Genomic DNA, 24128 nt, shown 5'->3' with positions numbered 1-24128 from the left:
GGGAGGTGGCCGCAGCAAGGAGTCACGACAGATGCGCAAGGCGCTCAGACAAAGCCTGCACTGGCACACCGGTCCTCCCGCCTGGGGCCCGGCCGCCATCGCGGGCCTGGGGTGCGGCCTGCCGCTGATGCTCGGTCTGTTCACCGCCCACACCGGCTTTCTCTGGGCCGCAACCGGCGCCTTCCAGGCCGCCCTGGCCAACCCCATGCACCGCTTCGGCATGCTGCGCATGCTGCTGCTCACCCTGCTCGGCGCCCTCAGCGCGGGCGTCGGCTTCTGGGCCGCCAGCCACCCGTTGCTCAGCCTCGCCAGCTTCGCCCTCTGGGGTTTCCTCCTGGCGCTGCTGCAACGCTACGGCACCGAGCTGGGCAAGCTGGGCGTGGGCCTGGCGGTGTGCCTCTGCCTCGGCCAGGGCCAGGCCGGCAGCGGTAGCCTCAACAACGGCCTGGCGGTAGGCGCGCTGTTCGCCATCGGCGGCCTCTGGGTGATGCTGCTGGCGTTCTTCCTGCGCGGCATGCACGGCCTGCGCCTGTGGCCCCTGCTGCCGCGCATGCTCGGTTTCATCCGCGTGCTGCGCCGCCATGCCGCTCGCCTGCCGAGGCGGCTCTGGTGGATCCACGCCCTGACCTGCACCCTGGCCATCGCCCTCGCCGGCCTCGCCGCCAACCTCACCGGCATGCCGCGCGGCTACTGGTTGACGTTGACGGTGGTCACCACCCTGCAAATGGAACTCGACAGCAGCCTGGTGCGCGGTATCCAGCGCGGCCTCGGCACCCTCATCGGCGCGCTGCTGCTGATTCTCTTCGGCCACTGGCTGCAGAGCCCGACGCTGCTGGTGGCCTGCATGCTGCCGCTGATCGTGCTCAGCCGCGCCTTCATCGCCCAGCACTACGGCCTGTTCGTGGTGCAGACCACCGTCTGCTTCGTACTGCTTTCCGAAAGCCTCGCCCGTGACTGGCACCTGCCCGAGGTGCGCCTCTACAACAGCCTGCTGGGCTGCGCCCTCGCGCTGCTCATGGCCTACGCGGCCCACCGGGCACGCCTGCGCTGGGGCGAGCGCAAGGTCGCAGAGCCGGCTCCCTCCGGCACCGAGCACCACGCGCCGCAGCCCACTGTGGAATAGACCCGACGACTGCATCGGGAAAAAGCCAGCGTGAGCACCGGAAGCGGGCACTGGCAGGAAGGGGCAGGAGAAGGGACAGGAAAGGAAGGATCGATGGCAGCGCACCGCTGCGGATGCGCTGCCATCGAGCGACTCACACCAGGTCGTTGCGGTTGGCGAACTCCACCAGTTCGATCAGCGAGCGTGCGTTGAGCTTGAGCAGCAGCCGCGACTTGTAGGTGCTCACCGTCTTGTTGCTGATGAACATCTCGTCGGCGATCTGCTTGTTGGTCAGGCCGTTGGCCAGGTACTTCATCACCACCAGCTCGCGGTCCGAGAGGCGCTCGATCAGTTCGGTGTCACTGGGCACCCCGACCTGGCGCTTGCCACTGCGGATCACCTCGCTGGGGAAGTAGCTGTAGCCCGACAGCACGGCACGCACCGAGGCGGTCAGCTCGCCCAGGTCCCCGCCCTTGCAGACGAAGCCCGCAGCCCCGGCCTGCATGCAACGGGATGCGTAATGGCTGGGGTTCTGCCCGGTCAGCACCAGCACCCGCAAGGGCAGGTCGAGGGAGCTGATGCGGGCGATCACATCGAGCCCGCCGAGCTTGGGAATGCCGATGTCGAGAATCACCAGATCGGGGAGGTGCTCACGGGACAGGGCTATGGCATCGACGCCGTTGTCGGTCTCGCCGATCACCTGGTAGCCCTCACGTGTCAGCAGCAAGCGAACGGCCAGGCGAATGACGGGATGGTCATCCACGATCAGGACCTTGCCCGGGGACTCGGCACCCGTGCGAAGGAATGAGTCCATGTCTACGAGTTTGCTCACCTTTGCGTCTCCATCAGCGGCGATACGAAGCTGCCAAGATAGAGGCGCCATCAAGCCTGTCGAGCACCCTCGGGGGCACTGCTGAAGCTTCAGGACAAGACTTTCAACATCTTGCGACTGCGCCTACACCATCCTCACGAAAGCGGCACGGAACTCGCCCGAAAAGTACCGGGTAGCGTGCATCGCAGCCTGCCGTCGGCCCACCCTTCGGAGCGTTCACACAGCGCCCGACGCCCGCCGTGGGATCAAGGCGATTGCCCGCCCCGCTTCAGACCCCATCCGGCAAAGCTGGCCAAGGTGTCGTTATTTCTGGCACCGGGCACGCATCTGCACAGGGGCTCATCTATGCTCCATCCGGGTCTTTTCCAAGACAGGGATTCAAGGAGTTCGGGCAATGCCGTACAAGCCGGTCGAACGTCGTTTTCCTCTGCACGTGCATATCAGCCTACTGTTCACGCTCCTGCTGCTGCTGACCGGCGTCGTGCTCGGCGTCTTCAATTACCGGCAGACGAGCCAGATCATCCTGTCCAGCAGCGACACGCTGTTCGAACGCATCAGCCAAGACGTGGCGATCGACCTGGAGCACACCTACCAGCCCATCTACCACCTGCTCAATCTGCTCACCCTCGACCCCGGCACCCAGCTCGACGACGGCTACCGCCGCCAGGAAAAACTCCTGCGCAGCTTCGCCCAGGCGCTGCGCGACAACCCCAAGCTCGCCTCCCTCTACCTGGGCTTCGACGACGGCGACTTCTTCATGGTCCGGCCGCTGCGCACTCCCGAGCTCAAGCAGCGCTTCGATGCCCCGACGGGTGCCGCCTACCAGGTCTGGAGCATCGAGCGCGACAACCTCGCCCGTGCCCGCTCCGAGTCGCTGTATTTCGATGAAGAACTCAAGCTGATCAGCCGGCGCCAGGAACTCAACGAGCGCTACGACCCGCGCAACCGCCCCTGGTATTCACGCGCCCTGGAACAGGGCCGGCACATCACCACCCAGCCCTACGTGTTCTTCTCCACCGGCGCGGTGGGCACCACCCTGGCCCTGCCGGCCGGCAGCGACGCGGTGATCGCCGCCGACCTGACCCTGAACGACCTTTCCGCCACCCTTGCGCAGCACCGGGTCACCCCCTCCACCCAGGTGCTGCTGTTCGCGCCGGATGGCAGCGCCGTGGCCTATCCGGACAGTTCCCGGCTCATCGTGCGGGTCGACGACAAGCCCCAGTTGGCCCGCGCACGTGACCTCGACCCGGCCATCGCCGCGCTGCTCGACCTCGGCCTCTCCGGTGACCAGCGCTCGACCCTGGAGCTGGCCAAGCGGCGCTGGGTGGTGTCGCAGAACCATCTGCAATCCGGGGGCCGGACGGGCTTTACCTGGCCCTGCTGGCCCCCGAGGACGAACTGCTGGCGGACGCCTACCGCATCCGCTGGCAAGGTGCCGTGCTCACCCTGTGCATCCTGCTGTTGTGCATCCCCCTCGGCTGGCTGCTGTCGCGGGTCCTGGTCAAGCCGCTGAAGGCCCTGGTGGCCGAAGCCGAGGCGATCCGCAGCTTCAATTTCGAAGCACCGGCCATGGGCCGCTCGCCGGTGCTGGAAGTGGACCAGTTGGCCGTGGCCATGGTGCGGATGAAAGACACCCTGGCCAGCTTCCTGGAGATCACCGCCAGCCTCTCCGCCGAGAATCGCTTCGACGCCCTGCTGCGCCGCGTGCTGGAAGAAACGGTGACCATCAGCGAAGCCTCGGGCGGCTTCATCTACCTGCTGGATGCCACCAGCGGGCGCCTCGAGCCCAACGGCCTGTTCCTCGGCAAGAAAGGCGAGCACGACCTGGAAGGGCACGGCCTGCGTAGCCATGCCCTCAACGACGACGACCTGCCCGACTGGCTGCGCCTGCCGGCCAGCGGCGGCTCGAGCCAGCTGCGCACCTTCGGCTACGACCAGGCCGACGGCTTCCGCCAGGTGCTGCAAAGCCTGGAAAGCCCGCGCGTGCACCTGGTCAGCACCGGCCTGCACAACCGCCAGGGCGACACGGTCGGGGTGCTGGTGCTGCTGCACCGCGACACCGGCGACGGCACTGAACTGGCCATGCTCAAGCCCGAGCGCATCGCCTTCGTCGAAGCGATTTCTGGCGTCGCCGCGCTGTGCATCGAAAGCCAGCGCCTGCTGGAGAAGCAGAAGCAACTGCTCGACGCCTTCATCCAGCTCATCGCTGGCGCCATCGACGCCAAGAGTCCCTACACCGGCGGCCACTGCCAGCGCGTACCGGAAATCACCCTGGCCCTGGCCCGCGCCGCCGCCGCCAGCGACGAACCGCCGTTCCATACCTACAACCCCAGCGACGAAGACTGGGAAGCCCTGCACATCGCCGCCTGGCTGCACGATTGCGGCAAGGTCACCACCCCCGAATACGTGGTGGACAAGGCCACCAAGCTGGAAACCCTCTACGACCGCATCCACGAAGTGCGCATGCGCTTCGAGGTACTCAAGCGCGATGCCTGGGTCCGCTACTGGCAAGCCGTCGCCCAGGGCGCCGACGAACCCGGGCAGGCACAGCTGCGCGACGAGCTGCTGGCAGCCCTGGACGAGGAGTTCGCCTTCATCGCCCGCAGCAACCTGGGCGGCGAGTTCATGGCCGAGGAAGACCAGCAGCGCCTGCAGCGCATCGCCTCGCGCACCTGGAGCCGCACCCTGGACGACCGCCTCGGCGTGTCCTGGGAAGAGGCACAACGCATGGCCCGCACCCCGCCCCGCCCGCTGCCCGCAGAAGAGCCGCTGCTGGCCGACCGCCCCGAGCACCTGCTGGAGCGCCCGGAAGGCGAGCGCATGACGGCCGACAACCCCTGGGGCTTCAAGCTCGAGGTGCCGACCCACAAGTTCAACCGTGGCGAGCTGCACAACCTCTCCATCGCCCGCGGCACGCTGACGGCCGAGGAGCGCTACATCATCAACCACCACATCGTGCAGACCATCCTCATGCTCAACCGCCTGCCCTTCCCGCCACACCTGAAGGACGTGGCCGAGATCGCCGGCGGGCACCACGAAAAGATGGACGGCAGCGGCTACCCGAAACGCCTGTCCCGCGAGCAGATGAGCCTGCCCGCGCGGATGATGGCCATCGCCGACATCTTCGAGGCACTCACCGCGGTGGACCGCCCCTACAAAAAGGGCAAGACGCTGTCCGAGGCGCTGGGGATCATGGTCGGCATGTGCAAGGGCGCACACATCGACCCGGAGCTGTTCGGCCTGTTCATCCGCTCCGGCGTGTACCGCGACTACGCCGAGCGCTTCCTGCGGCCGGAGCAGATCGACGCGGTGGACGAAGGGTCGATTCTCGAGCGGGCGGGCCTGGCCTCGTAGGCAGCGGGATCTCGCATCAGCGGGAGACAAATCGCAGGCATGAAAAAGGGGCGCATGGTGCGCCCCTTTTCATGACCGCCGGGATCACTGGTTGATCGGGTTTTCCGGGTACCAGACATCCACCAGCGGGCTCAGGGTGAAGCTGGCCAGCTCGCTGCGGCCCTTGAGCCAGGCTTCCAGCTTGCTGCGCTGCTCTTCGTTGACCGAGCCGCGCTTGGACAGGCAAACGAAACCGTAGTCATCGCCACCGACATAGCCCAGGCCATTGCCCTGGATGGCATCGTCGATGAACTGATCGAGGAAGCTTTCCAGCTCCGCTTCGGCCAGCCCGTCCTTGTAGGTCAGGCTCAGCTCGCAACCCAGCTCCTGGAATTCATCGACGCAAAGCTTTTTTCGCAGGCGGCGGGAACGGTTAGTAGCCATCAGGCAATCCTCTTCATGTGTTCAAGCGCGGCACTCTAGCAGTTTCCCCGCCGGCTTGCCCGCCCGCGTGGCGGAACGGCAAAACGAAGCCCGCCGCAGAGCGTGCGAGCGGTCAGCGGCACGAGCGCCCAGGAAACGCTTGCGGCATAATGCGCACCATTTCCCGAACACGTCGTGGGAACCTGCCATGCCAATTTGCGTTACTCGCCCTCGTGCGGAGGGCATTCGTTGATGTTCAAGTCCATTCGTATCCTCGCCCTCACCGGCCTCATTTTCCCCTTCGCCCAACCGGCCTTCGCCGTTCAGGTCAATGCCAACGTCCCGGCCAAGGTCCAGCAGGCGCTGAAGAAGAACAAGATCCCGCAGAACTCCCTGTCGCTGGTGACCCTGCCCCTGACCGGCCCCGGCGCGCAGACCATCTTCAACGCCGATGTGTCGGTGAACCCGGCTTCCACCATGAAGCTGATCACCACCTACGCCGCCCTCGAGCTGCTCGGCCCCACCTATCAGTGGAAGACCGAGTTCTTCACCGATGGCACCGTCAAGGACGGCGTGCTGCACGGCAACCTCTACCTCAAGGGTGGCGGTGACCCGAAGCTGAACATGGAGAAGCTCTGGCTGCTGATGCGTGACCTGCGCGCCAATGGCGTGCTGAAGATCACCGGCGACCTGGTGCTCGACCGCAGCCGCTTCGTGCACCCGCAACTACCGGCTTTCAATGACGACGGCGGCGACGAGAACAAGCCCTTCCTGGTCGGCCCGGACTCCCTGCTGGTCAACCTCAAGGCCTTGCGCTTCATCGCCCGCGCCGACGGCGGCCGCGCCAGCATCGCCGCCGAGCCGCCCATCGAGAGCATCCGCATCGACAACCAGGTGAAGGTGACCAAGGCCGCGCCCTGCCCTGCCTGGCCAGACGTGCGCTACAACCCGGTGACCCAGTTCGACGGCACCACGGTGATCGCCAGCGGCAGCCTGCCCGAAGGCTGCAGCGCGCAGACCTACCTGTCGCTGCTCGACCACCCGGGCTACGCAGCCGGCGCGGTGCGGGCGATCTGGAAGGAACTGGGCGGCAGCATCCTCGGCAAGGACCGCCTCGCCGGCGTGCCCAAGGACGCCAAGCTGCTGGCGCGGGCCTTCTCCCCGGACCTGGTGGAGATCATTCGCGACATCAACAAGTACAGCAACAACACCATGGCGCAGCAGCTGTTCCTCAGCATCGGCGCGCAGTTCCGCAACGAGGCCGACGGCGACGATGCCAAGGCCGCGCAACGGGTGATCCGCGCCTGGCTGGCGAAGAAGGGCATCACCGCGCCGCACCTGGTGATGGAGAACGGTTCCGGCCTGTCGCGCCAGGAGCGGGTCAGCGCGCGGGAGATGGCGACCATCCTCCATGCCGCCTGGCAGAGCCCCTACGCCGCGGAGTACATCGCGTCCCTGCCGCTGGTGGCGATGGACGGCACCATGCGCAAGCGCCTGCGCCGCACGCCCATGGCAGGCGAAGCGCATATCAAGACCGGCACCCTGAACACGGTGCGTGCAATCGCCGGTTTCAGCCGCGACGACAACGGCAACACCTGGGCGGTGGTGGCGATCCTCAACGACCAGCGTCCGTGGGGCGCCTCCTCCATCCTCGATCAGGTGCTGCTGGACCTCTACAACCAGCCGCGCCGCTGATCCCGCCCCGTTGACGGGGGCGACGCCGCCCCCGTCTCACTCGGCGCAGCACACCTGGTCGCGGCCGCCCTGCTTGGCGGAATAGGCCGCAGTATCCACCCGCCGCAGCAGTGCATCGGCGGTCTCGCCATCACGCCAGCAGGCACAGCCGAAGCTGGCGGTGACGTGGCCGACGCCCGCCACCTCATCCCGGCGCATGCCCTGCAACAGCGCTTCGGCCAATGATCGCGCCTGCTCCAGGTTGGTCTCCGGGCAGAGCACGATGAATTCCTCGCCGCCCAGCCGGCACAGCACGTCGATGCGCCGCAACCGCTGGCCAATGCGCTGGCACAGTTGCTTGAGCACCCGGTCGCCCGCCTCGTGGCCATGCTGGTCGTTCACCAGCTTGAAGTGATCGATATCCAGCATCACCAGCGAGAACGGGCCCTCGCTGCGCAATGCCCTGGCGATCTCCGCATCCAGGCGCTCCTGGAAATGGCGACGGTTGAACACGCCGGTCAAGGCGTCGGTGATGGACAGTGCCCGCAGCTCCTGCTCCACCAGCTTGTGCCCGGTGACATCGGAGATATAGCCGTGCCACAGCACGCTGCCATCGGCCATGCGCTCGGGCTCCGACTCGCCGCGCAGCCAGCGCAGGCCCTGGCGCGGCAGCAGCACGCGGAAGTCCTCGCGCCAGGTCTGCATGACGGCGGCGGAATGCAGGATGCTGGCGTAGATCCGCTCCAGGTCCTCCGGGTGCAGGCGGGTGAAGGCCTGGGAAGCATCTCCGTTCACCTGCTCGGGCTCGACCTCGAGGATGTCGCTCACCCCGGCACTGACATAAGGGAAGCGATGCCGGCCATCGGGGTACAGCTGGTACTGGTAGATGGCGCCCGGCACCCGCGCGCTGAGTTTCTGCAGCAAGCGGTCGCGGTCCTCCAGGGCCTCCTGCACGCGCTTGCGGTCGGTCACGTCGATGGCCACGCCGAGGTAGCCCACCAGTTGATCGTGCTGGTCGCGCACGCCGGTGAGGATGAGGTTGCCGGTGAGATGGCCACCGTCCTTGCGCACGTAGGTCCACTCGTGTTCGTCGTAGCAATCACCGGCGGTGACCTCGACCACATAGTGGTGGAAGTCGCGGATGGGCCGCGACAGCCGCTTCGACAGGGCCTCGCAGCGGGCCTGGATCTCCGCCTCCAGGTGCAGCATGCGCGGGCGCTTGCCGACCATCTCCGCGGCGCTGTAGCCGAGCATGCGTTCGGCGCCGACGTTGAACTGAAGGACGAAACCATCGAGGTCGGTGGCGATGATCGACACCTGGGTGGCCGCGTCCAGCACCCCACGCAACTGCCCGTGGGCCAGCGCCAGCTGCAGCTCGGCGGCCTTGCTGGCGCTGATATCGGTCTGGGTGCCGATCATCCGTAGGGGCGAGCCATCGGGGTTCCACTCCACCACCTTGCCGCGGTCGAGCACCCACACCCAGGCACCGCCCTTGCGCTGCATGCGGTGCTCGCTCTGGTAGATCGGCGCCTCGCCGCGCAGGTGACGCTGCAGGGCGGCATCCACCGCTGGCGCATCGTCGGGGTGTTGCAGGCGCAGGCACAGCTCGGGCTCGTCGGGCACTTCGTCCACGTCATAGCCGAGCATGCCCTTCCAGGCACGGGAGTAGTACACCGTGTCGGAGGCGATCTCCCAATCCCATACACCGTGGCCGGCGCTGTCCAAGGCGAAGGCCCAGCGCTCCTCGCTGAGCTTGAGGTCGAGCTCGCGCTCACGCAGCTCGCGAGTGCGCTCGGCCACCAGGCGCAGGGCGCGTTGGCGCTGGCTGATCAACAGCATCAGGTAGGCCGCCATGAGCAGGGTGATCAGGCCGCCGGTGGCGATCACCAAGTGCCAGGCGGATGAGCGGTTGGCCATGGCGAAGCCTTCACTGGGGCGCAGCTCCAGGCGGTAGGTGCGGTCGGCGAAGGCAAAGGAACGGGTGATCAGCAGGCCTGAATCATCGTCCTCGGCCTTGCTCAGGTAGAGCGCTTGCGGGTCGTCTTCCTTGGTGATATCGATCAGGCGCATGGCCAGGCTGCCGAGCACCTCGTCGGGGATGCCCTGCTCCATTTCCCGGCGCAGGCTGATCACACCGAGGACGAAGCCGCGCAGCGCGTGCCCCTCGGTGGCGGCCGGGTTGAACACCGGTACCGCCATGAGAATGCCCCGGGCGTCGGCCCCGGGCACACCAATCAGCGTCAGGGCATCGGAGGCGACGGCCTGGCGCCCGGCGCGGGCCTTGTCCAGCAAGGCTGCACGCTCGGGCTGCGAACTCAGGTCCAGCCCCAGGGGCAAGCGCCCGGCGAGCCCGGAGACGCTGTAGAACACCGGCAGGTAGTGGTCGCGCTCGGGGCTGGTCTGGGCGGTGCCGTCCTTGTCCAGGTCATGGAAGCGGAAGCGCCTGAGCCCATCCGCGCGGGCCTCCTCCTCGAACACGGGGCGCTCGCTGCGCGCCACCCAGGGCACCCAGGAATAGGCCAGGGTGTCGTCCAGCAGCGGCTCGACGAAGCCCTGGAATTCGTCGCGGCTGACCGTCTGGGAATTGAGGAAGAAGCGCTGCAGGGCGTCCAGCTCCTTCAACTGGTCGCCGAGGCGTTCCTGAATCCGGCTGAGGCGTTCGGTGGCGATCTGCGAGAAGCGCTCACGCAGCTGGTTGCGCTCTGAGTCGTGCACCAGGCTGGCCAGCAGTACGGTCAGGCTGAGGCCGCCGGAGATCACCAGCAGGCAGGCCAGCCAGAGCAGGCTGCGGCCGGTCAGACGGGAGTGCAGGGACGACTTTCCCAGGGCAAGCGACAGCATGCTTACATCTCGGAGCTAAGTAATGAGGACGGCCCCTGTGATCACAAACTTAGCCAACATACTGGCACTTTGCCTAGACAAAACCCTGCCGCCCCTGCCCCGGCTGACGGACGGCAGCGCGGCTCAGCGCGCGGTGAACTTCCAGGCGCGGTGGATCTTCTGGTTGCGGGCGAAATCCGGGTCGATGGTTTCGGCGCTGATCTCGCTCACCTGGTAGCGCTGGTCGAGGCTTTCATCCAGCTGGAACTTGCGGAAGTTATTGGAGAAGTACAGCACCCCGCCCGGTGCCAGGCGGGCCATGGCCAGGTCCAGCAACTGCACGTGGTCACGCTGCACGTCGAACACCCCTTCCATGCGCTTGGAGTTGGAGAAGGTCGGCGGGTCGATGAAGATCAGCTCGTACTCGCCACGGTCCTCCGCCAGCCAGGCCATCACGTCGCCCTGCTCCAGCTTCTGCTTGTCGGAGAAGCCGTTGAGGGAGAGGTTGCGCCGCGCCCAGTCGAGGTAGGTGCGCGACAGGTCGACGCTGGTGGTGCTGCGGGCACCGCCCTTGGCCGCATGCACGCTGGCGGTTGCGGTGTAGCAGAACAGGTTGAGGAAGCGCTTGCCGGCGGCCTCGCGCTGGATGCGCAAGCGCATGGCGCGGTGGTCGAGGAACAGGCCGGTGTCGAGGTAGTCGGTGAGGTTGACCAGCAGCTTCACGCCACCCTCGCTGACCTCCATGAACTGGCCCTGGGTCGCCTGGCGTTCGTACTGGCGGGTGCCGGACTGGCGCTCACGGCGCTTGACCACCACGCGCGACTGGTCGATGCCCAGTGCCTGGGGAATCGCGGCAAGGGCATCGAGCAGACGGCCCTGGGCCTTCTCCGGGTCGATGGAGCGCGGCGCGGCGTATTCCTGCACGTGCACCCAGTCGCCATAGAGGTCGATGGCCAGGGCGTACTCGGGCATGTCGGCGTCATACAGGCGGTAGCACTGCACGCCTTCGCGCTTGGCCCACTTGCCCAGCTGCTTGAGGTTCTTCTGCAGGCGGTTGGCGAACATCTGCCCGCCTTCGGAGAGGCGCGCCTGCTCCACCACGGGCGCAGCACCGGCCTGGGGCTCGGCAGCGGCGTCCTGGCGGCGCGAACCGGTGACGAACTGGTCGGGCAGCACCTTGATCAGCAGCAGCTTGCACGGCAGCGCGCCGTTCCAGAAGGCGTACTGCTTATGGCTGCGCAGGCCCATGCGCTTGCCCAGCTCGGGTGCGCCGGTGAACACCGCCGCTTCCCAGTTCAGGCAGGACTGGCGCAGGCGCTCGCCAAGGTTCTGGTAGAGGTAAAGCAGGCTGGCCTCGTCGCCCAGGCGCTCGCCATACGGGGGGTTGCTGATGACCAGGCCCTTCTGGTTCTGGTCGGGGCGCGGCTCGAAGGTGGCCAGCTCGCCCTGGTAGATCTTCACCCAGTCGGACAGCCCCGCACGCTCGATGTTGTTGCGCCCGGGCTGGATCAGCCGCGGGTCGGCCTCGTAGCCACGGATCCACAGCGGCGGGCGGGCCAGGCCGGCATCGGCGCGGGCCTGGGCCTCCTCGTGGAGCTTCTTCCAGATCGCCGGCACATGGCCCTGCCAGTTGGAGAAGCCCCAGCGCTCGCGCTTGAGGTTGGGGGCGATATCGGCAGCCATCATCGCCGCCTCCACCAGGAAGGTGCCGACACCGCACATGGGGTCGGCCAGCGCGCCGCCTTCGGCGGCGATACGCGGCCAGCCGGCACGCAGCAGGATGGCGGCGGCCAGGTTTTCCTTCAGCGGCGCGGCGCCCTGCTGCAGACGGTAGCCGCGCTGGTGCAGGCTGTGGCCGGCAAGGTCGAGGGAAAGAATCGCCTCGCCCTTGTCCAGGCGCAGGTGGATGCGCAGGTCCGGGTTGACCTTGTCGATGGACGGGCGCTCGCCGCTGGCGGTGCGCAGCTTGTCGACGATGGCGTCCTTGACCTTGAGGGCACCGAAGTGGGTGTTGTCGATGCCCGAACCGTGGCCGCTGAATTCCACCGCCAGGCTGCCGGTGGGTGACAGGTGGTCGTGCCAGTCAACGTCGAGCACGCCCTGGTAGAGGTCTTCGGCGTTCTGCACCGGGAAGCGCTTGAGCACCAGCAGCACGCGGTTGGCCAGGCGCGACCAGAGGCACAGGCGGTAGGCGGTTTCCAGGTCGCCCTGGCCACGGATGGCGGCCACCTGCTCGCGCGCCTCGGCAAGGCCCAGCGAGGTGGCCTCTTCCAGCAACAGGCCCTCCAGGCTTTTCGGGCAGGTGAGGAAGAGTTCGAAAACATCCGACATGGTAGTTCCAGTGCCTTGCGGCTGATCAGCGGCACGGATTCATCTCCGTGCGGTCATAAAATATGTGACTAAAGGTCGCAGAACGGCCCTTCGTCGGATAGGAAAATTCCCATTCTCATCCGCGCGGGCCCATAGCACCGCGACATCATGGGTTTCTCAAGGCCCCATCCCATGGGGGCTGAGCCTGTTCGCACGCGTAACAGGCTCTTACAGCTTATGGTCCGGAACCCATTCTCGTTACGTCCTTATGACAAAACGATCATTCCAATGCCCCGGAGCAACGGTTAGAACTCAGTTATCCGCTGCCGCAACGGTAGCGGAAGGAGAACGGTAACGCCGGCAGCCGTTCTTCAGTGGCAGAGCATTCTCTGCCGGGCTCCCGACTTGGGGCCAATGGACATAACAGTCAACAAATGAGGGCTACACCCTATGAGAAGACTTAAGCGTGATCCGATGGAACGAGCATTTCTGCGCGGTTATCAGCACGGCATTCATGGCAAATCCCGCGATCTCTGTCCTTTCACCCATCCCACCACTCGTCAAGCCTGGATAAACGGCTGGCGTGAAGGTCGCGGCGACCACTGGGATGGCTTTACCGGCACTGCCGGCATTCATCGACTCAACGAACTCCACGCCGTCGGCTGACACTGGATCACACCGACTTCACCAAGCACGCCCCATCCGGGCGGCGGGCGCAAGCCCAGGGGCTCCCTAAGGGAGCCCTTTTTATTGCCCGCGATTCAGGCCTTGGGCAGCGCGGCGATGGCATCCACTGCTTCGCGGATCAGCGCCGGGCCCTTGTAGATGAAGCCCGAATAGATCTGCACCAGGCTCGCCCCAGCGGCGATCTTCTCGGCCGCGTGTCGGCCTTCGGTGATCCCACCCACGGCAATGATCGGCAGGCGACCGCCTAGCTCGCCAGCCAGCACCTTGACGGTATGGGTGCTCTTGTCACGTACCGGCGCACCTGACAGGCCACCCGCCTCGTCACCATATTCCAGCCCTTCGACACCTTCGCGGCCCAGGGTGGTGTTGGTGGCGATCACCGCATCCATGCCCGACTCCCGCAACGCACCGGCCACCAGGGCGGTTTCCTCATCGCTCATGTCCGGGGCGATCTTGATCGCCAGCGGCACGCGACGACCGTGCTGGACGGCGAGGTCTTCCTGGCGCAGGCGCAGGGCTTCGAGCAACTGCTTGAGCGAGTCGCCGAACTGCAGGCTGCGCAGGCCGGGTGTATTGGGCGAGCTGACGTTGACCGTCACGTAGCTGGCATGGGCGTAGACCTTGTCCAGGCAGATCAGGTAGTCGTCCACCGCGCGCTCGACCGGGGTGTCGAAGTTCTTGCCGATGTTGATGCCCAGCACGCCCTTGAACTTCGCCGCGCGAACCCGGGCCAGCAGGTGATCGACGCCATGGTTGTTGAAGCCCATGCGATTGATGATCGCCTCGGCCTCGGGCAGGCGGAACAGACGCGGCTTGGGGTTGCCCGGCTGCGGGCGCGGCGTCACGGTGCCGATCTCGACGAAACCGAAGCCCAGCTGGGCGAAGCCGTCGATGGCGTCGCCGTTCTTGTCCAGGCCGGCGGCCAGGCCAACGGGGTTGGGGAACTCCAGCCCCATGACCTTCACCGGCAGGCTGGCCGGCGCCTTGGTCAGCAAGCCGTTGAGGCCCAGGCGGCCACCGGCGCCGATCAGGTCGATGGACAGCTCGTGGGAAGTTTCCGGGGACAGTTTGAACAGCAGCTCGCGGGCCAGGGTGTACATGGGCGGGTATCGATCGGCGGGATGGGCCGGCGATTATAGCTGCCAGCCCCGCCTCAGGCGAGGCGACGTAGCGCCAGCAGCGACCCGGAGGGATCGAATTCCAGCTCGAATGAACCATGAATGCCATCATGGGTCAGAAAAGGCCGCAAATGATGCGCAGGCAAGCTAACCTTGCGCCCGTCGCGGCTGCGCACCATCACTCGGTTGGCGTGGCCCTGGTAGACCGCAAGAAAGCGCTCGGCACTCAGGGAAATATCCAGCACCAGGCTGGGCATGGAGGCATCCTCTTGGTTGAAATGAACACCAGTATCGTTCCGCAGCCCCTGGCGGCGCCAGGTTCCAGCGCATCGGCGGGCAAAGCCGTGCAGCCTCGCCCGACCTCTGCCACACTGGCACTCGTGACCCGGGAGTCCTAGTCTGGCCATGAGTTCGCAGTCGTCCCCATCCTCTCTTTCCTCACGCCTGGCTGCCCTCGCGCAACGCCTCGGCCTGGGAGGACGTGCGCCCCGCCTGCTGGAAAGCGCGAGCCAGCTGCACTTGCCGTTCCAGCAGTTGAAGCCTCCGGTCGCAGATATCTGGTGGCAGAACGGCCCGCCCCTGCAGCGCCTCGTGGACCTCCCGCGCAGCGCGCTCTCCGGCCCGGTGCAGGAAGACAAGGCTCAGGCCCACGCGGTGCTGATCCGCGTGGTTGAACTGGAGCAGCGCGAACTCACCAATTTCGACCTGCGCCTGATCGATGGGTTCTGCGGCACCGACGGCGCGATGCCCAGCTGCCCCAGCTTCGAGGAGTTCGCCGCGACGCCGGCCTGCCGCAGCGTGCGCATCATCAGCTACAAGGATTTCGTCAAGGCCGTCAGCCTGCCGCTGCCACGCTTCCTGGCCGGCGAGCGGATTAGCCTGTGCCAATCCAGCTGGCACGGCAAACGCGTGTTCTGGAGCGGGACTCACCACCTGGAAGCCTTCGCCGCCGCCATTGCCTACGCCCGCCGCCGCGAGCTGGAAATCAGCCTGCCGGCCGAACTCGCCACCTACCGTCTCAACCCCGCAGGCCTCGCCGAGCTGGACGCCCACTACCACGTACTGGCCATGCCGGTGCAGGCATGGAGCGACCCGGCCTTCATGGGCCTTTTGCTCGACGGCGGCATCCCCTATGCCCGCCTCGCCTTGCTGAAGAACAGCGGCGCCCCCGAACTCCTGCTGCTGCCCAAGGACCACCCCGAGGCCACCGCCCTTGGCGAAGGCCTGCGCCTGGCCGGCGCCGCCGATGTGGTGCGCTACCTCTACGCCCTCGGCTGATTGCCTCTTACGTCACACAGACTAAGTACCGCTGGCGAAGGATTTTCGTTGAACCCGAAACCACTCAAGAACAGACAGACTCATGGCTGCGCTCCTTAATGCGCCAGCTGGCGCGAGGCGCCGCCGGGTTCGAGGAAGATCCGCGCCGGCAGGCTGAAGCCGCGCAGTTGCAGCAGCGCCAGGGGGCCCGCGCCCAGGTCGGTGCGCAGGTGCCAGGTCAGCCCCAGGCCATCGGGGGCCTCCAGCACCAGGCGATAGCGGGTTTCGCTGTCATCCAGCGGAGTGACCCGGGCCCGCTCCAGCAACCGGATCAGGCCCCAGGTGCCGGCGTAGTCGCCAAGCAGCCGCTCTCCGCTCCTGGCGTGGGTCCAGCTCAGGCGCGCGCCGGGGTGATCGCTCGCGCTGGGCCAGTCGAACCGTTGCCAGCGTTCCCGCTGGTTGAAGTACGCCAGGCGATGCCCATCGAGGGTCAGGGTGGTCTGCACGAGGTCGCGTACCGGCTTGGCCCGCAGCTCGAAGGCGATGCCCATGCCGCCGTCGGTGTAGAGCACGTCGGCCAGTTCGGCGAGCCGATTGACCGCCGCGAGGAACGCGGGGTCGAGGCGCAGCCCCTGGCCCTGGGTGCTTTCGGGCACCCAGCGATTGCCGTCCTTGCGCAGCACGCCACCCAGCTGGCGGGTGAGGAAGCGGTCGATGTGCCCGCTGTCGGCGCGGATCATCTGCCCGAGCATGGGCAGCGATGCGTCGCTGGCGCTCGCGGCGAAGGGGTAGCGGCCGGCGAAGGCGCTGTTCCAGGGCCCGACGATGGCGCGCTGCCAGTGGTCATTGAGCCCGGCAGCGGAGGGTTGCAGGATGCGCTGCCAGGCCTGGTCCAGCGGCTGGACGAACAGTGCCCGGCCAAAGCCGGCCCATTCGCTGCCGAGGCTGGCGGCGATCAGGCTGCCATAGGACTGGGTGTCGGTGAGATCGACGCTGCGCCCCTGGAACACGGTTTGCGCCAGGGCCTGGATCATCGCCTGGGGGTCCTGGGCGGCGCTCACCTGCTGCAGCGTCAGGCGCACCCGGGTCACGCGGGTGAGGAAGGCGTGCAGGCTGAGGTTGTCGTCGTTGCGCGAGGGCTCGGCGCCCTTGCCGAGCAACGCCAGCAGCGGGCCGAAGCGTTCTTCCAGCGGCCCTTTCGGCAGCGCCGCCAACGGCTCGATGGCCGGGGCCTTGTCCGGCCCCATGAGGTTCTGCGCGGACTGCAGCAGCGACTCGCCCAGGGCCTGGCCACGGGTGCCGGCACGCCCCTGGTAGGACAGGGTATTGACCAGCGCGATGAACGGCGACTGGCGCACATCGGTCATCAGGGTGAGCTGGTCGACCACATCGGCGAGGCTGCCGGCCTCCTGCCAGCGCAAGCTGTTGAGCATGTCCAGCCAGGCCCGGCCGTAGTCCTGGAAGTAGCGTGCGGTCAGGCTTTCGCGCAGGGCCTCGGGGGTCAGCGTGGCGTCGATCTGGCTGCGGTCATCGCTGAGTACCCAGTCGATCTCTTCGCGGCGCGCGGCGGCGATCTCGTCGATGGCCTTGCGCACCCCGCCTTCCCAGGCCTGGCGGGTGAATACACCCGGCACCTCGGCGGCGGTGGAAAACAGCGGCTGGGCGTCGGTATCGCCGACCATCTGCTGCAGCCCCATGGCCGGGTACTGGTTGGCGACGGCGTCGAGCACCTGCCGGTAGAGGGCCGCCTCGCCGTTGCGCTGGCCGAGCTGGCTGATCAGCAGCTGGCGGGCCCGGGCGACCAGGGCCGGGTCGGTGGTGATGCGCCAGCCGGGGTGCGCCTCCAGCTGCGCGGCGTAGAAGCGCCAGAGGTTCGGCGCTATGCCCTGCCATGTGCCCTCGCCGATGCCCATGCGGGCAGGCTCGGCGGCCGCCAGCGCCTTGCCGAGGAATGAAGCATCGACATTCTCCGGCCGGGCCATCATCAGGTAGGCCTTGAGCGGCTCGTAGGCATCCCGGGCCCGGGTGGCGCGCTCGGCGCTGCCCGGCGCCAGGCCGAGCAGCCCGCGCAGCTGGCGCTCGAGGCCGGCCGCTGCCGGGTCGCGGACCAGCCGGTTGTTGGCCGCCTCGTAGCGGGGCCAGAGCGCGGCGAGCAGGCCGTCATTCTGGCTCAGGCCGAAGCGCTGGTACCAGGGCACGCCGTGCCTGGCGCGTTGGTCAAGGCGGTCGAGCTCATGGACCAGCGCGTTGAGGGCAAGCAGTTGCTCGTCGCCTTCCCGGGGCTGGTCCAGGGTGGCCAGGACGGCCTGCATCTCGGCGATCTGCGCGCGGTTGCCGGCGAAGGACACCAGCATCCCCACTCCGCAGATTGCGACCAGGCCGAGAAGGGCGGTGCTGGCGGTACGCGACCAGGTCCAGCCATGCGGCTGGCCGCCCGTACCTGCATCAGCCAGGATGCCGCGCCAGGTCGGGTGCGGCAGCCACAGGTGCGGCGCGGCCTGGGTCGGCCCCGGCAGCGCGAGGCTGAACCACAGGCCACGCGGCATCAGCTCGGCGCCGCGTTGCAGCTGCGCCCAGGCCCGCTGCCAGCGGGCGATGCCTTCGGCCTTCAGGCCCTGGGCCAGGCGCAGGAGGAAGTCATGGCGATTGTCGCCCTGCATACGCGCAAGGCCCTGCTCGCGCAGGGACGGCAACAGCTGGCTCAGGCGGCTCTCCAGCTGCACCGGCCCGGCACCCGAGGGTAGCGTGCAGCCCACGGCCACGTCGGCAGCCGGCTGCTGCCACTCGCTGCGACGGACCTCCCAGAGATGCAGCGGCGCCTGCCAGCGCAACCGTCGCGCGATAGCGCGCAAGCGCTGCTGGTAGCGGGCCAGGTAATCGGCATCGGCACCCTGCTGCTCGCTGAACGCCCAGACGATACCGTCCAGGGGCCGAAGGGAACGCAGCCGGCGCCATTGATCGAGGCGCGCCTCATCGGCCCCCTCCTGGCCGCTACCGCCCCACAACAGCACCACGCCCTCGCCTTCCAGCCATTGGGCACCGGTCAGGTCGGGGGCGATTGCGGTCACTTCGTCCGGCTCGCCGATCACCAGCACAAGACGGGCCTTGCGGTGCCAGAAGAGGCCGAAGTTCTGGCGCAGGTGCGCGCGCAGTCCGCCCAAAACTGGATCAGTGCCCGAGCTTTCTGCAGCCGAGCCCGGTTTGGCAGGCGTATCGTAACCCACGTGCTGCCGAAAACCCGATCGCCCTATCTGGCGCCCCATTTGCCAATAGATCAGCAGCAGCGCAACCAGTAATAGCGATATCCCAAATACCAACCAGAGGGCGATTTTTCGCTGGTCACTTCCCAGGCCAAGACCCCAGAGAGCCGGCCACAGCCAAAGCAGCAGACAGATCCCTCCACTCATCACAATCACTAGGCCAATCAGCCCCAAGACAGCCACGATATGCATCGAACTTCCCTACTCTCCACATTCCTGAGCCGGCATTACGACCGAGCACCAGAGACTCGCGTCTCCTGCGTTATCACCACTGAAAAAAAATTGAGGTACCGCCTCGCTGGCCATCGCTTCTACCGCCGCGGCGACGGCAACCCAGGGAGCAGCGCTACCGGGATTCCCCAGACTCTCATCCAGAACATGGGAAGCTTGCGCAGGCAACGAAGCGCTCTCCATTGCACTCGTAATCATGGGGCTATGTGCCCGCTCAGCCCCGGCGATCCATACGCGCCCGATCAGTTTGGCGGGCAACAAGGCCCAATCCAGGGCCTGCAAAACGGCCTTCAGCGCGCCCTCATGGGTCAGCTCGCGCACCGGTTCCGGGCGGTGCAGATAGGCCCTGGGCAATAGCACGTTCTGCGTCAGTCGATTTCCAAGCAGCAGCCCTACAACGGCCTCTGCAGAGCCCTCTACGAACGGAGGCGCAACCTGAATCGCCACCACCAGCAGGAGCGCTTGTTCCCGGCTGTGCTGATCCAGCCAGCGATCAATGGCTGCCAAGCCACTGCCCTCAATAGGCGTTAGTGCCTGACGGATACCCGATTGCGCAAAGGACTCCTGCCACAACCTGCCCGTGGCCTCGTCCGATAACTCCGTGTTCTTTTCCAGCAACAATGCAACGGGCCTTTCTGGTGGAAATGCAGCCAGCGCATCCGCCAGATCCCCCCACAGAGTCGACAGGGCACGCTTCAATACCTGGTGCTCAGTTTCATGTTCCAACCACGGCAAGCGGCTGTGACGTCGCTCCTGGCCGCGCCAACCTACTTGCGTGCGCAACGTCTCACCATCCTTGGCCAGTAAAGATGCCCTTTGTGCTTGGCCATCGGCTTCCAGAGTACGCAGCGCCGTCTGCAGGCTGACGGCTAAGACCTGCTGGGAGCGGCGTCCTCGACGCATCATTTGCGTCAGATGCGCTTCACGCGTCTCGTTCCAGCTCTCAACAACACTCAATCGGCCGATATAAAGCAGCCCACGCAGGAACAGCGCACCAAACCAGGCGAGCGCCGGTCCCACTAACGCCAACCACCAAAAGCGCTGCGAGCTCTGCCTTAGAACGTCCGGCCCAAACCAGAGCGCTAGCGCCACTCCCAGTGCCATTAGCGCCACCAGTGACATACCCCACAGCCAACCCCGTGGCGCTGAAGGCTCCTTCAGAGCCGCAGGAACCTTATCCAACCGGACCGGCATACTCAGCTCGCGGTCGCTTCAGGCAATGAGGTGAGAAGTACGCAACCGCAGGCGCAACAATGGCCATGGAAGGCAACCGGCACGCCATGATCCTTGAATACTGGGTGTCCCTCCGCGACCACCGTCGGGCCGTGGCCGGGAATAGGACAAGTGACTGCATTGCCAACGCGTGCCACCCCTATTCCTAGAAATTTCATGTCAGCAGACCCCGATATAACCGTGCCGCCGCCAGTGGTTTTGTCGCCTATACGAATGATTCCTTTCATAGGGCTACCCCAAGTACAAATAAAATTAATTCAGCAGCCTCTCCAACTTGACTGCCTCACTTATATCCCCATCAACTTGCAAGGCTTTAAGCAAGTTAAAATAGATATTTTTGTTATTATCTTGTAAAGGATCGCAAGCAAGAATATTTTCGATAGAGGTCCCCTCTTGCAAGATGGAGTAAAACCTCGCCCCACCGCCTAGCTGCTTATTTTTTTTCATGTATTGCTTGTAAACCTCGGTAACGCTGGGGCCACCCTCAAAAAAATGCTTACCATCAACATATGTTGAAGTAACCCAGTCACCTGAATCGCTCCAACTCCCGCCACAAACCTCCCCCTCAGCCACTTGAACAATGCAGCCGTCCGTCATCCTAATGAAAGCGCACATATAACTAGATCGCCCCTTAGCCAGCCCCCCAGTCGCATCCTCTAAAACCCCTTTCCCCGAGAACTGCACAACAGATTTTTTCTTGTCAGGTGATAACGACTCCAAAGAATAATAAAAAAATAATCCGACATCGAATGGAGTCAATATTTTTCCAGATGCCATCTTATAAACAACACGTTGAAAGCCTTCATTCAACCCATCTTCAAACAGCAAGCTCCCACCCACCCCCCTCAGACTTTCACTTGCCGAGACATTCCCTAGAAAAAAAACAATCACAAAGATAAAATTTCTTTTCACGCAACCTCCTAAAGAACACTACGAAGATAGTTGTAACGAGAAAGAGCTGAATTCATAGACCTCAAAGGACCATATATTGATATCAATTCCTGCTCTAACAGCAATCTATTGCTTCCCCAATTGCCAGGATCAGGACTTAAACCATTGTGAATTTGCCTAAGTCGATCAACCGCCCTTTTCAAGTCTCTTCTTACGTTGCCTGGCGCATTGACGTCATGGTCCAAGACCAACGCCCTCCCAAGCTTTGTCAGGAAAAAATCTCTCGCGGAATTACTGTAGCCTTCTGGGCGCTTTGAAAGCGCACTTCTCATTCGCGCAATAAAATCAATCACCTGCCTTACCTGAAATTCCTCATTTATCACCGCGTGCACAATGGCTGACAAAGCATCAGACTTTTTGGGAAAACCTGAGTCCAACTCTTGAAAACCTTTTTTGATGAAGTCATACAGTTCCACCCCTGTTATGGCATGCTCCCCGACCTCAGAGGAAGAATAATAAATCCTCCATTTTCCGCCCTCATCAATGACAGACCAACCACAATTCAAAAACAACTCTTCATATAGAACCGAGTGCTCTTTACTAAAATCACCAACCTGCGCTGGGAACTCGCCAAATCCGTCAGGAGTTACTGTTTTCTGCATAGCCCCGGCGCTCAGCGTCTGCCAGTCCCAAGCCTGAACTGCATCTAGAGCACCTTCATTAGAAGACATGGCGATTACGATGTCTCGCTCGTCAATTGTCGCTTTTTCTTTAGCGATAAGAGAGTTCCAACCCAAGAAATCACTCAGCCGCTTTGTTCCTTTATAGACTGGACCAAAGTATTCCCTATCCGGGTATCCTGTTCTTTCTCTTACCCACTTATATCTACTAAACCTAACATCAGAACAGCAGCCACATGAACATTTGGCTTTCTGATTCACAGCATGCATAAAATAAATTGGATGAATATGGAAAGCATTCCCCCTAGCGGGTAGGACTGCTCTGGCGGACAAACTCTCAAACCAACTTGATTCTTTAATCCGCTCCTTCTCAGCCACCCAGTTCAAGATGGGCGTCGATCCCGTATGCCCCAGCACCTTATCCAGCGCATCCCACTTCCGTTGTTGATAGAACCACTCACTTTCGTAGTGAATGACCAATTGAGAAATGGACTGGGCGTAGGCGGGAACCTTGAGCGCCTTCTGAATCTCGTCAGTGGTGATCTTCCCATCACGATCTGCATCGATGATTTCGAAGAGCCGCTCTCTTACCGGTCCTTTGTCTGATGCATCGGCCAGGGGCTTCCACTGCTCCATTTCCTTGCCATCAAAGTAATCGCCCATGTTCAACAGGAAGTGGGCCAGGGCGTTCTGTGGCGGGTCGTCGTTGTAGATGACTTCATAGCCGTCCCACGACCAGGGGTTGACCCAAGGCGTTACACCGACTTCATCGCAGATCCACCCCATGGGGATGTCTTTGCCCGCTGCGTCGATCAACAGGTCATCCAGGCGATACCAGTTCCTGGCCTTGGACGTCTCAGTGGCGGGTACGGCGATCTTTCTATCTGCCGACAGGCCGTCCAGTTCGGTACGCGGGATCAGCAACTTCGCACCGCTCGCAACATGGGGATCGCCAAGGTTCGGCGGAGCCGAGTGGCTGTGGCCTGGCTGGTAGACGACGACCTTCGTGCCCTTTTCCAGCTTCAGCCAGGTTCTGGCTTTCTCGGGCATTTGGTCTGCCCATTGGCGGCTTCGAGCGAAGAAGGCCTCCACGTTTTCACAGGCGAAGACTTCCAGGTGCAATCGCTCATGAGGGGCCTCCTCATTGCTCTCCTGGTAGGGGCCGAGGTGACCGATAAGGTCGCCGGCCTTGATCGGGCGGGGCCTGTCCAGCACCACGACCTTCCCCCGTTCGGGTACGCGCTCACCCTCCAGCGAAGCGAGATGCACGTACTGGACGACGCTTTCCAGTTTGCGGAAGTCGCCTTCTCCACTGATGGTGATTTCCGTGCCGCTGGGCAATTCGAAGATCTTGTCGCGTGAGGTGTCCGGTGTGGGTCGCACCCGCAGCGCATCACGGGTCGTATTGACCCGATAGGCTCCACCGCCCAGGTCCAGCAATGCGCTGAAGCCGACATAACCTTGCAAGGTGCCGTCTGGGTTTTGCAGTTTCACCGGCCCCTTGATGCCTTCGACTTTTCGATAGGCGCCTTCACCGCTGACGGTGATGGCAGTGCCTTGCGGTAGAAAGCCGATGGTCTTGCCCTGAGTCGGAGCGTGCCTGAGGTTGAGGCCTCTTTCGCCAGCACGGACAGGACTGAAGTCTGTATCCGTCTTTACCCGGTACTGGTTCGACTCCGACCAGAACGCTGGCCGTGGTTTTTCAGGGTCCGTCAGGTAGCTCGCCCAGTCCGCGAGGTGCATGTACAGGCTGTAGAAGATCAGGCTGGGGGCGTGTCGGCGATGCCTTCGATCTTCGGGGCCTCCAGACGATGGCGAACCAACACGAAGCCCGTGGCGAAGGGTGCCTTCATGATCACGCCTGGTGCCGGGAAGAACGTGGTCTTAGGCGTTTGCTCGGGAATGCGATAGGCGATCACCTCACCATCGGCCAGGCAACGCACGAAGCTCTGGCCTTGAGGGCCCGCCGTGCCCGCCGTGCCTGAATCGAAATGCACCCCGCCATGCCACAGGCCATTGCGCCCCAGCGGAAAGTAGCCCGACTGTGCCTTGGCCAGCGTGGCCAACTGCTGGAAGACGGACGAGGTATCGCCAAAGGGGTGACTCCAGTTCTTCACTGCCGGCAAGTCGCTTGGCGTCGGAGTCGGCGCGGGAGACGCCGAGGTCGCCGATACGGTGGAAGGCGCGGGAGGTCCGTCGCGCCAACGACGGTACTCATCCCTCATAGCGTCATAGAAGTAGGAAAAGAACAATGCTCGTTCTCCTGTTCGTGTTCTA

The 24128-nt window shown here is 64.5% G+C and carries 16 protein-coding genes and 1 pseudogene; 5 read left to right on the top strand and 12 right to left on the bottom strand.

The window, feature by feature from the left end; translation table 11 throughout:
* The first annotated feature begins 31 nt into the window (after nucleotides 1-31).
* Nucleotides 32-1123, top strand: a complete 1092-nt coding sequence (locus PSm6_RS19180) for an FUSC family protein (protein WP_265167978.1) — start codon at nucleotides 32-34, stop codon at nucleotides 1121-1123.
* A 133-nt stretch (nucleotides 1124-1256) separates the two neighbouring features.
* On the opposite strand, the gene PSm6_RS19175 is transcribed toward PSm6_RS19180, so the two are convergent.
* On the bottom strand, nucleotides 1257-1916 hold the full coding sequence (locus tag PSm6_RS19175; RefSeq protein WP_021219578.1) for a response regulator transcription factor: 660 nt from the start codon (nucleotides 1914-1916) through the stop codon (nucleotides 1257-1259).
* A gap of 412 nt (nucleotides 1917-2328) precedes the next feature.
* On the opposite strand from PSm6_RS19175, the pseudogene PSm6_RS19170 reads away from it, so the two are divergent.
* Nucleotides 2329-5288 (top strand): annotated as a pseudogene (locus PSm6_RS19170) (HD domain-containing phosphohydrolase).
* 84 nt (nucleotides 5289-5372) lie between these two features.
* On the opposite strand, the gene PSm6_RS19165 reads toward PSm6_RS19170, so the two are convergent.
* Nucleotides 5373-5711, bottom strand: coding sequence for a 50S ribosome-binding protein YggL (locus tag PSm6_RS19165; RefSeq protein ID WP_021219580.1), 339 nt, complete (start codon nucleotides 5709-5711; stop codon nucleotides 5373-5375).
* Between the two features lie 231 nt (nucleotides 5712-5942).
* Here PSm6_RS19165 and dacB point away from each other — a divergent pair, with 231 nt between their 5' ends.
* On the top strand, nucleotides 5943-7385 hold the full coding sequence (gene dacB, locus PSm6_RS19160) for a D-alanyl-D-alanine carboxypeptidase/D-alanyl-D-alanine endopeptidase (RefSeq protein WP_021219581.1): 1443 nt from the start codon (nucleotides 5943-5945) through the stop codon (nucleotides 7383-7385).
* A 36-nt stretch (nucleotides 7386-7421) separates the two neighbouring features.
* Here dacB and PSm6_RS19155 read toward each other — a convergent pair whose 3' ends face one another.
* Together PSm6_RS19155 and rlmKL are read right to left on the bottom strand one after the other, a co-directional pair.
* On the bottom strand, nucleotides 7422-10205 hold the full coding sequence (locus PSm6_RS19155; protein WP_265167977.1) for a sensor domain-containing diguanylate cyclase: 2784 nt from the start codon (nucleotides 10203-10205) through the stop codon (nucleotides 7422-7424).
* A gap of 123 nt (nucleotides 10206-10328) precedes the next feature.
* Nucleotides 10329-12515, bottom strand: coding sequence for a bifunctional 23S rRNA (guanine(2069)-N(7))-methyltransferase RlmK/23S rRNA (guanine(2445)-N(2))-methyltransferase RlmL (gene rlmKL, locus PSm6_RS19150; protein ID WP_021219583.1), 2187 nt, complete (start codon nucleotides 12513-12515; stop codon nucleotides 10329-10331).
* A 429-nt stretch (nucleotides 12516-12944) separates the two neighbouring features.
* On the opposite strand from rlmKL, the gene rmf reads away from it, so the two are divergent.
* Nucleotides 12945-13160, top strand: coding sequence for a ribosome modulation factor (gene rmf / locus PSm6_RS19145; RefSeq protein ID WP_081672218.1), 216 nt, complete (start codon nucleotides 12945-12947; stop codon nucleotides 13158-13160).
* Nucleotides 13161-13255: 95 nt separating this feature from the next.
* On the opposite strand, the gene PSm6_RS19140 is transcribed toward rmf, so the two are convergent.
* Nucleotides 13256-14281 (bottom strand): quinone-dependent dihydroorotate dehydrogenase, encoded by a 1026-nt coding sequence (locus tag PSm6_RS19140; protein WP_265167976.1) that lies wholly within the window; start codon nucleotides 14279-14281, stop codon nucleotides 13256-13258.
* Nucleotides 14282-14334: 53 nt separating this feature from the next.
* Nucleotides 14335-14556 (bottom strand): DUF2835 domain-containing protein, encoded by a 222-nt coding sequence (locus PSm6_RS19135; protein WP_021219585.1) that lies wholly within the window; start codon nucleotides 14554-14556, stop codon nucleotides 14335-14337.
* A 148-nt stretch (nucleotides 14557-14704) separates the two neighbouring features.
* On the opposite strand from PSm6_RS19135, the gene PSm6_RS19130 reads away from it, so the two are divergent.
* Entirely contained in the window at nucleotides 14705-15577 is an 873-nt protein-coding gene (locus PSm6_RS19130; RefSeq protein ID WP_031287724.1) for a DUF6685 family protein, read from the top strand.
* Between the two features lie 95 nt (nucleotides 15578-15672).
* Here the strand turns inward: PSm6_RS19130 and PSm6_RS19125 are convergent, their stop codons facing one another.
* The 6 genes from PSm6_RS19125 to PSm6_RS19100 are packed head-to-tail and all read right to left on the bottom strand — an operon-like array spanning nucleotide 15673 to nucleotide 24103.
* Nucleotides 15673-19008, bottom strand: a complete 3336-nt coding sequence (locus PSm6_RS19125; protein WP_031287725.1) for an ImcF-related family protein — start codon at nucleotides 19006-19008, stop codon at nucleotides 15673-15675.
* A gap of 9 nt (nucleotides 19009-19017) precedes the next feature.
* The gene (locus PSm6_RS19120; protein ID WP_043247117.1) at nucleotides 19018-20241 is read right to left on the bottom strand and encodes a KPHS_23130 family T6SS system protein; all 1224 of its coding nucleotides are present in this window, start codon (nucleotides 20239-20241) and stop codon (nucleotides 19018-19020) included.
* Between the two features lie 2 nt (nucleotides 20242-20243).
* On the bottom strand, nucleotides 20244-20507 hold the full coding sequence (locus PSm6_RS19115; protein WP_265167975.1) for a PAAR domain-containing protein: 264 nt from the start codon (nucleotides 20505-20507) through the stop codon (nucleotides 20244-20246).
* Between the two features lie 25 nt (nucleotides 20508-20532).
* The gene (locus PSm6_RS19110) at nucleotides 20533-21192 is read right to left on the bottom strand and encodes a hypothetical protein (protein WP_265167974.1); all 660 of its coding nucleotides are present in this window, start codon (nucleotides 21190-21192) and stop codon (nucleotides 20533-20535) included.
* An 8-nt stretch (nucleotides 21193-21200) separates the two neighbouring features.
* Nucleotides 21201-23594, bottom strand: coding sequence for an EF-hand domain-containing protein (locus tag PSm6_RS19105; protein WP_265167973.1), 2394 nt, complete (start codon nucleotides 23592-23594; stop codon nucleotides 21201-21203).
* A 17-nt stretch (nucleotides 23595-23611) separates the two neighbouring features.
* Nucleotides 23612-24103 carry a hypothetical protein gene (locus PSm6_RS19100; RefSeq protein WP_265167972.1) on the bottom strand — a complete coding sequence of 164 codons (492 nt, stop codon included), beginning with the start codon at nucleotides 24101-24103 and terminating at the stop codon, nucleotides 23612-23614.
* Between the last annotated feature and the right edge of the window lie 25 nt (nucleotides 24104-24128).

Origin of the sequence: Pseudomonas solani (assembly GCF_026072635.1) — a bacterium.
Classification (GTDB): Bacteria; Pseudomonadota; Gammaproteobacteria; order Pseudomonadales; family Pseudomonadaceae; genus Metapseudomonas; species Metapseudomonas solani.
Note: the sequence above shows the minus strand (reverse complement) of the source record. Positions and strands in the feature narration are given on the sequence as shown.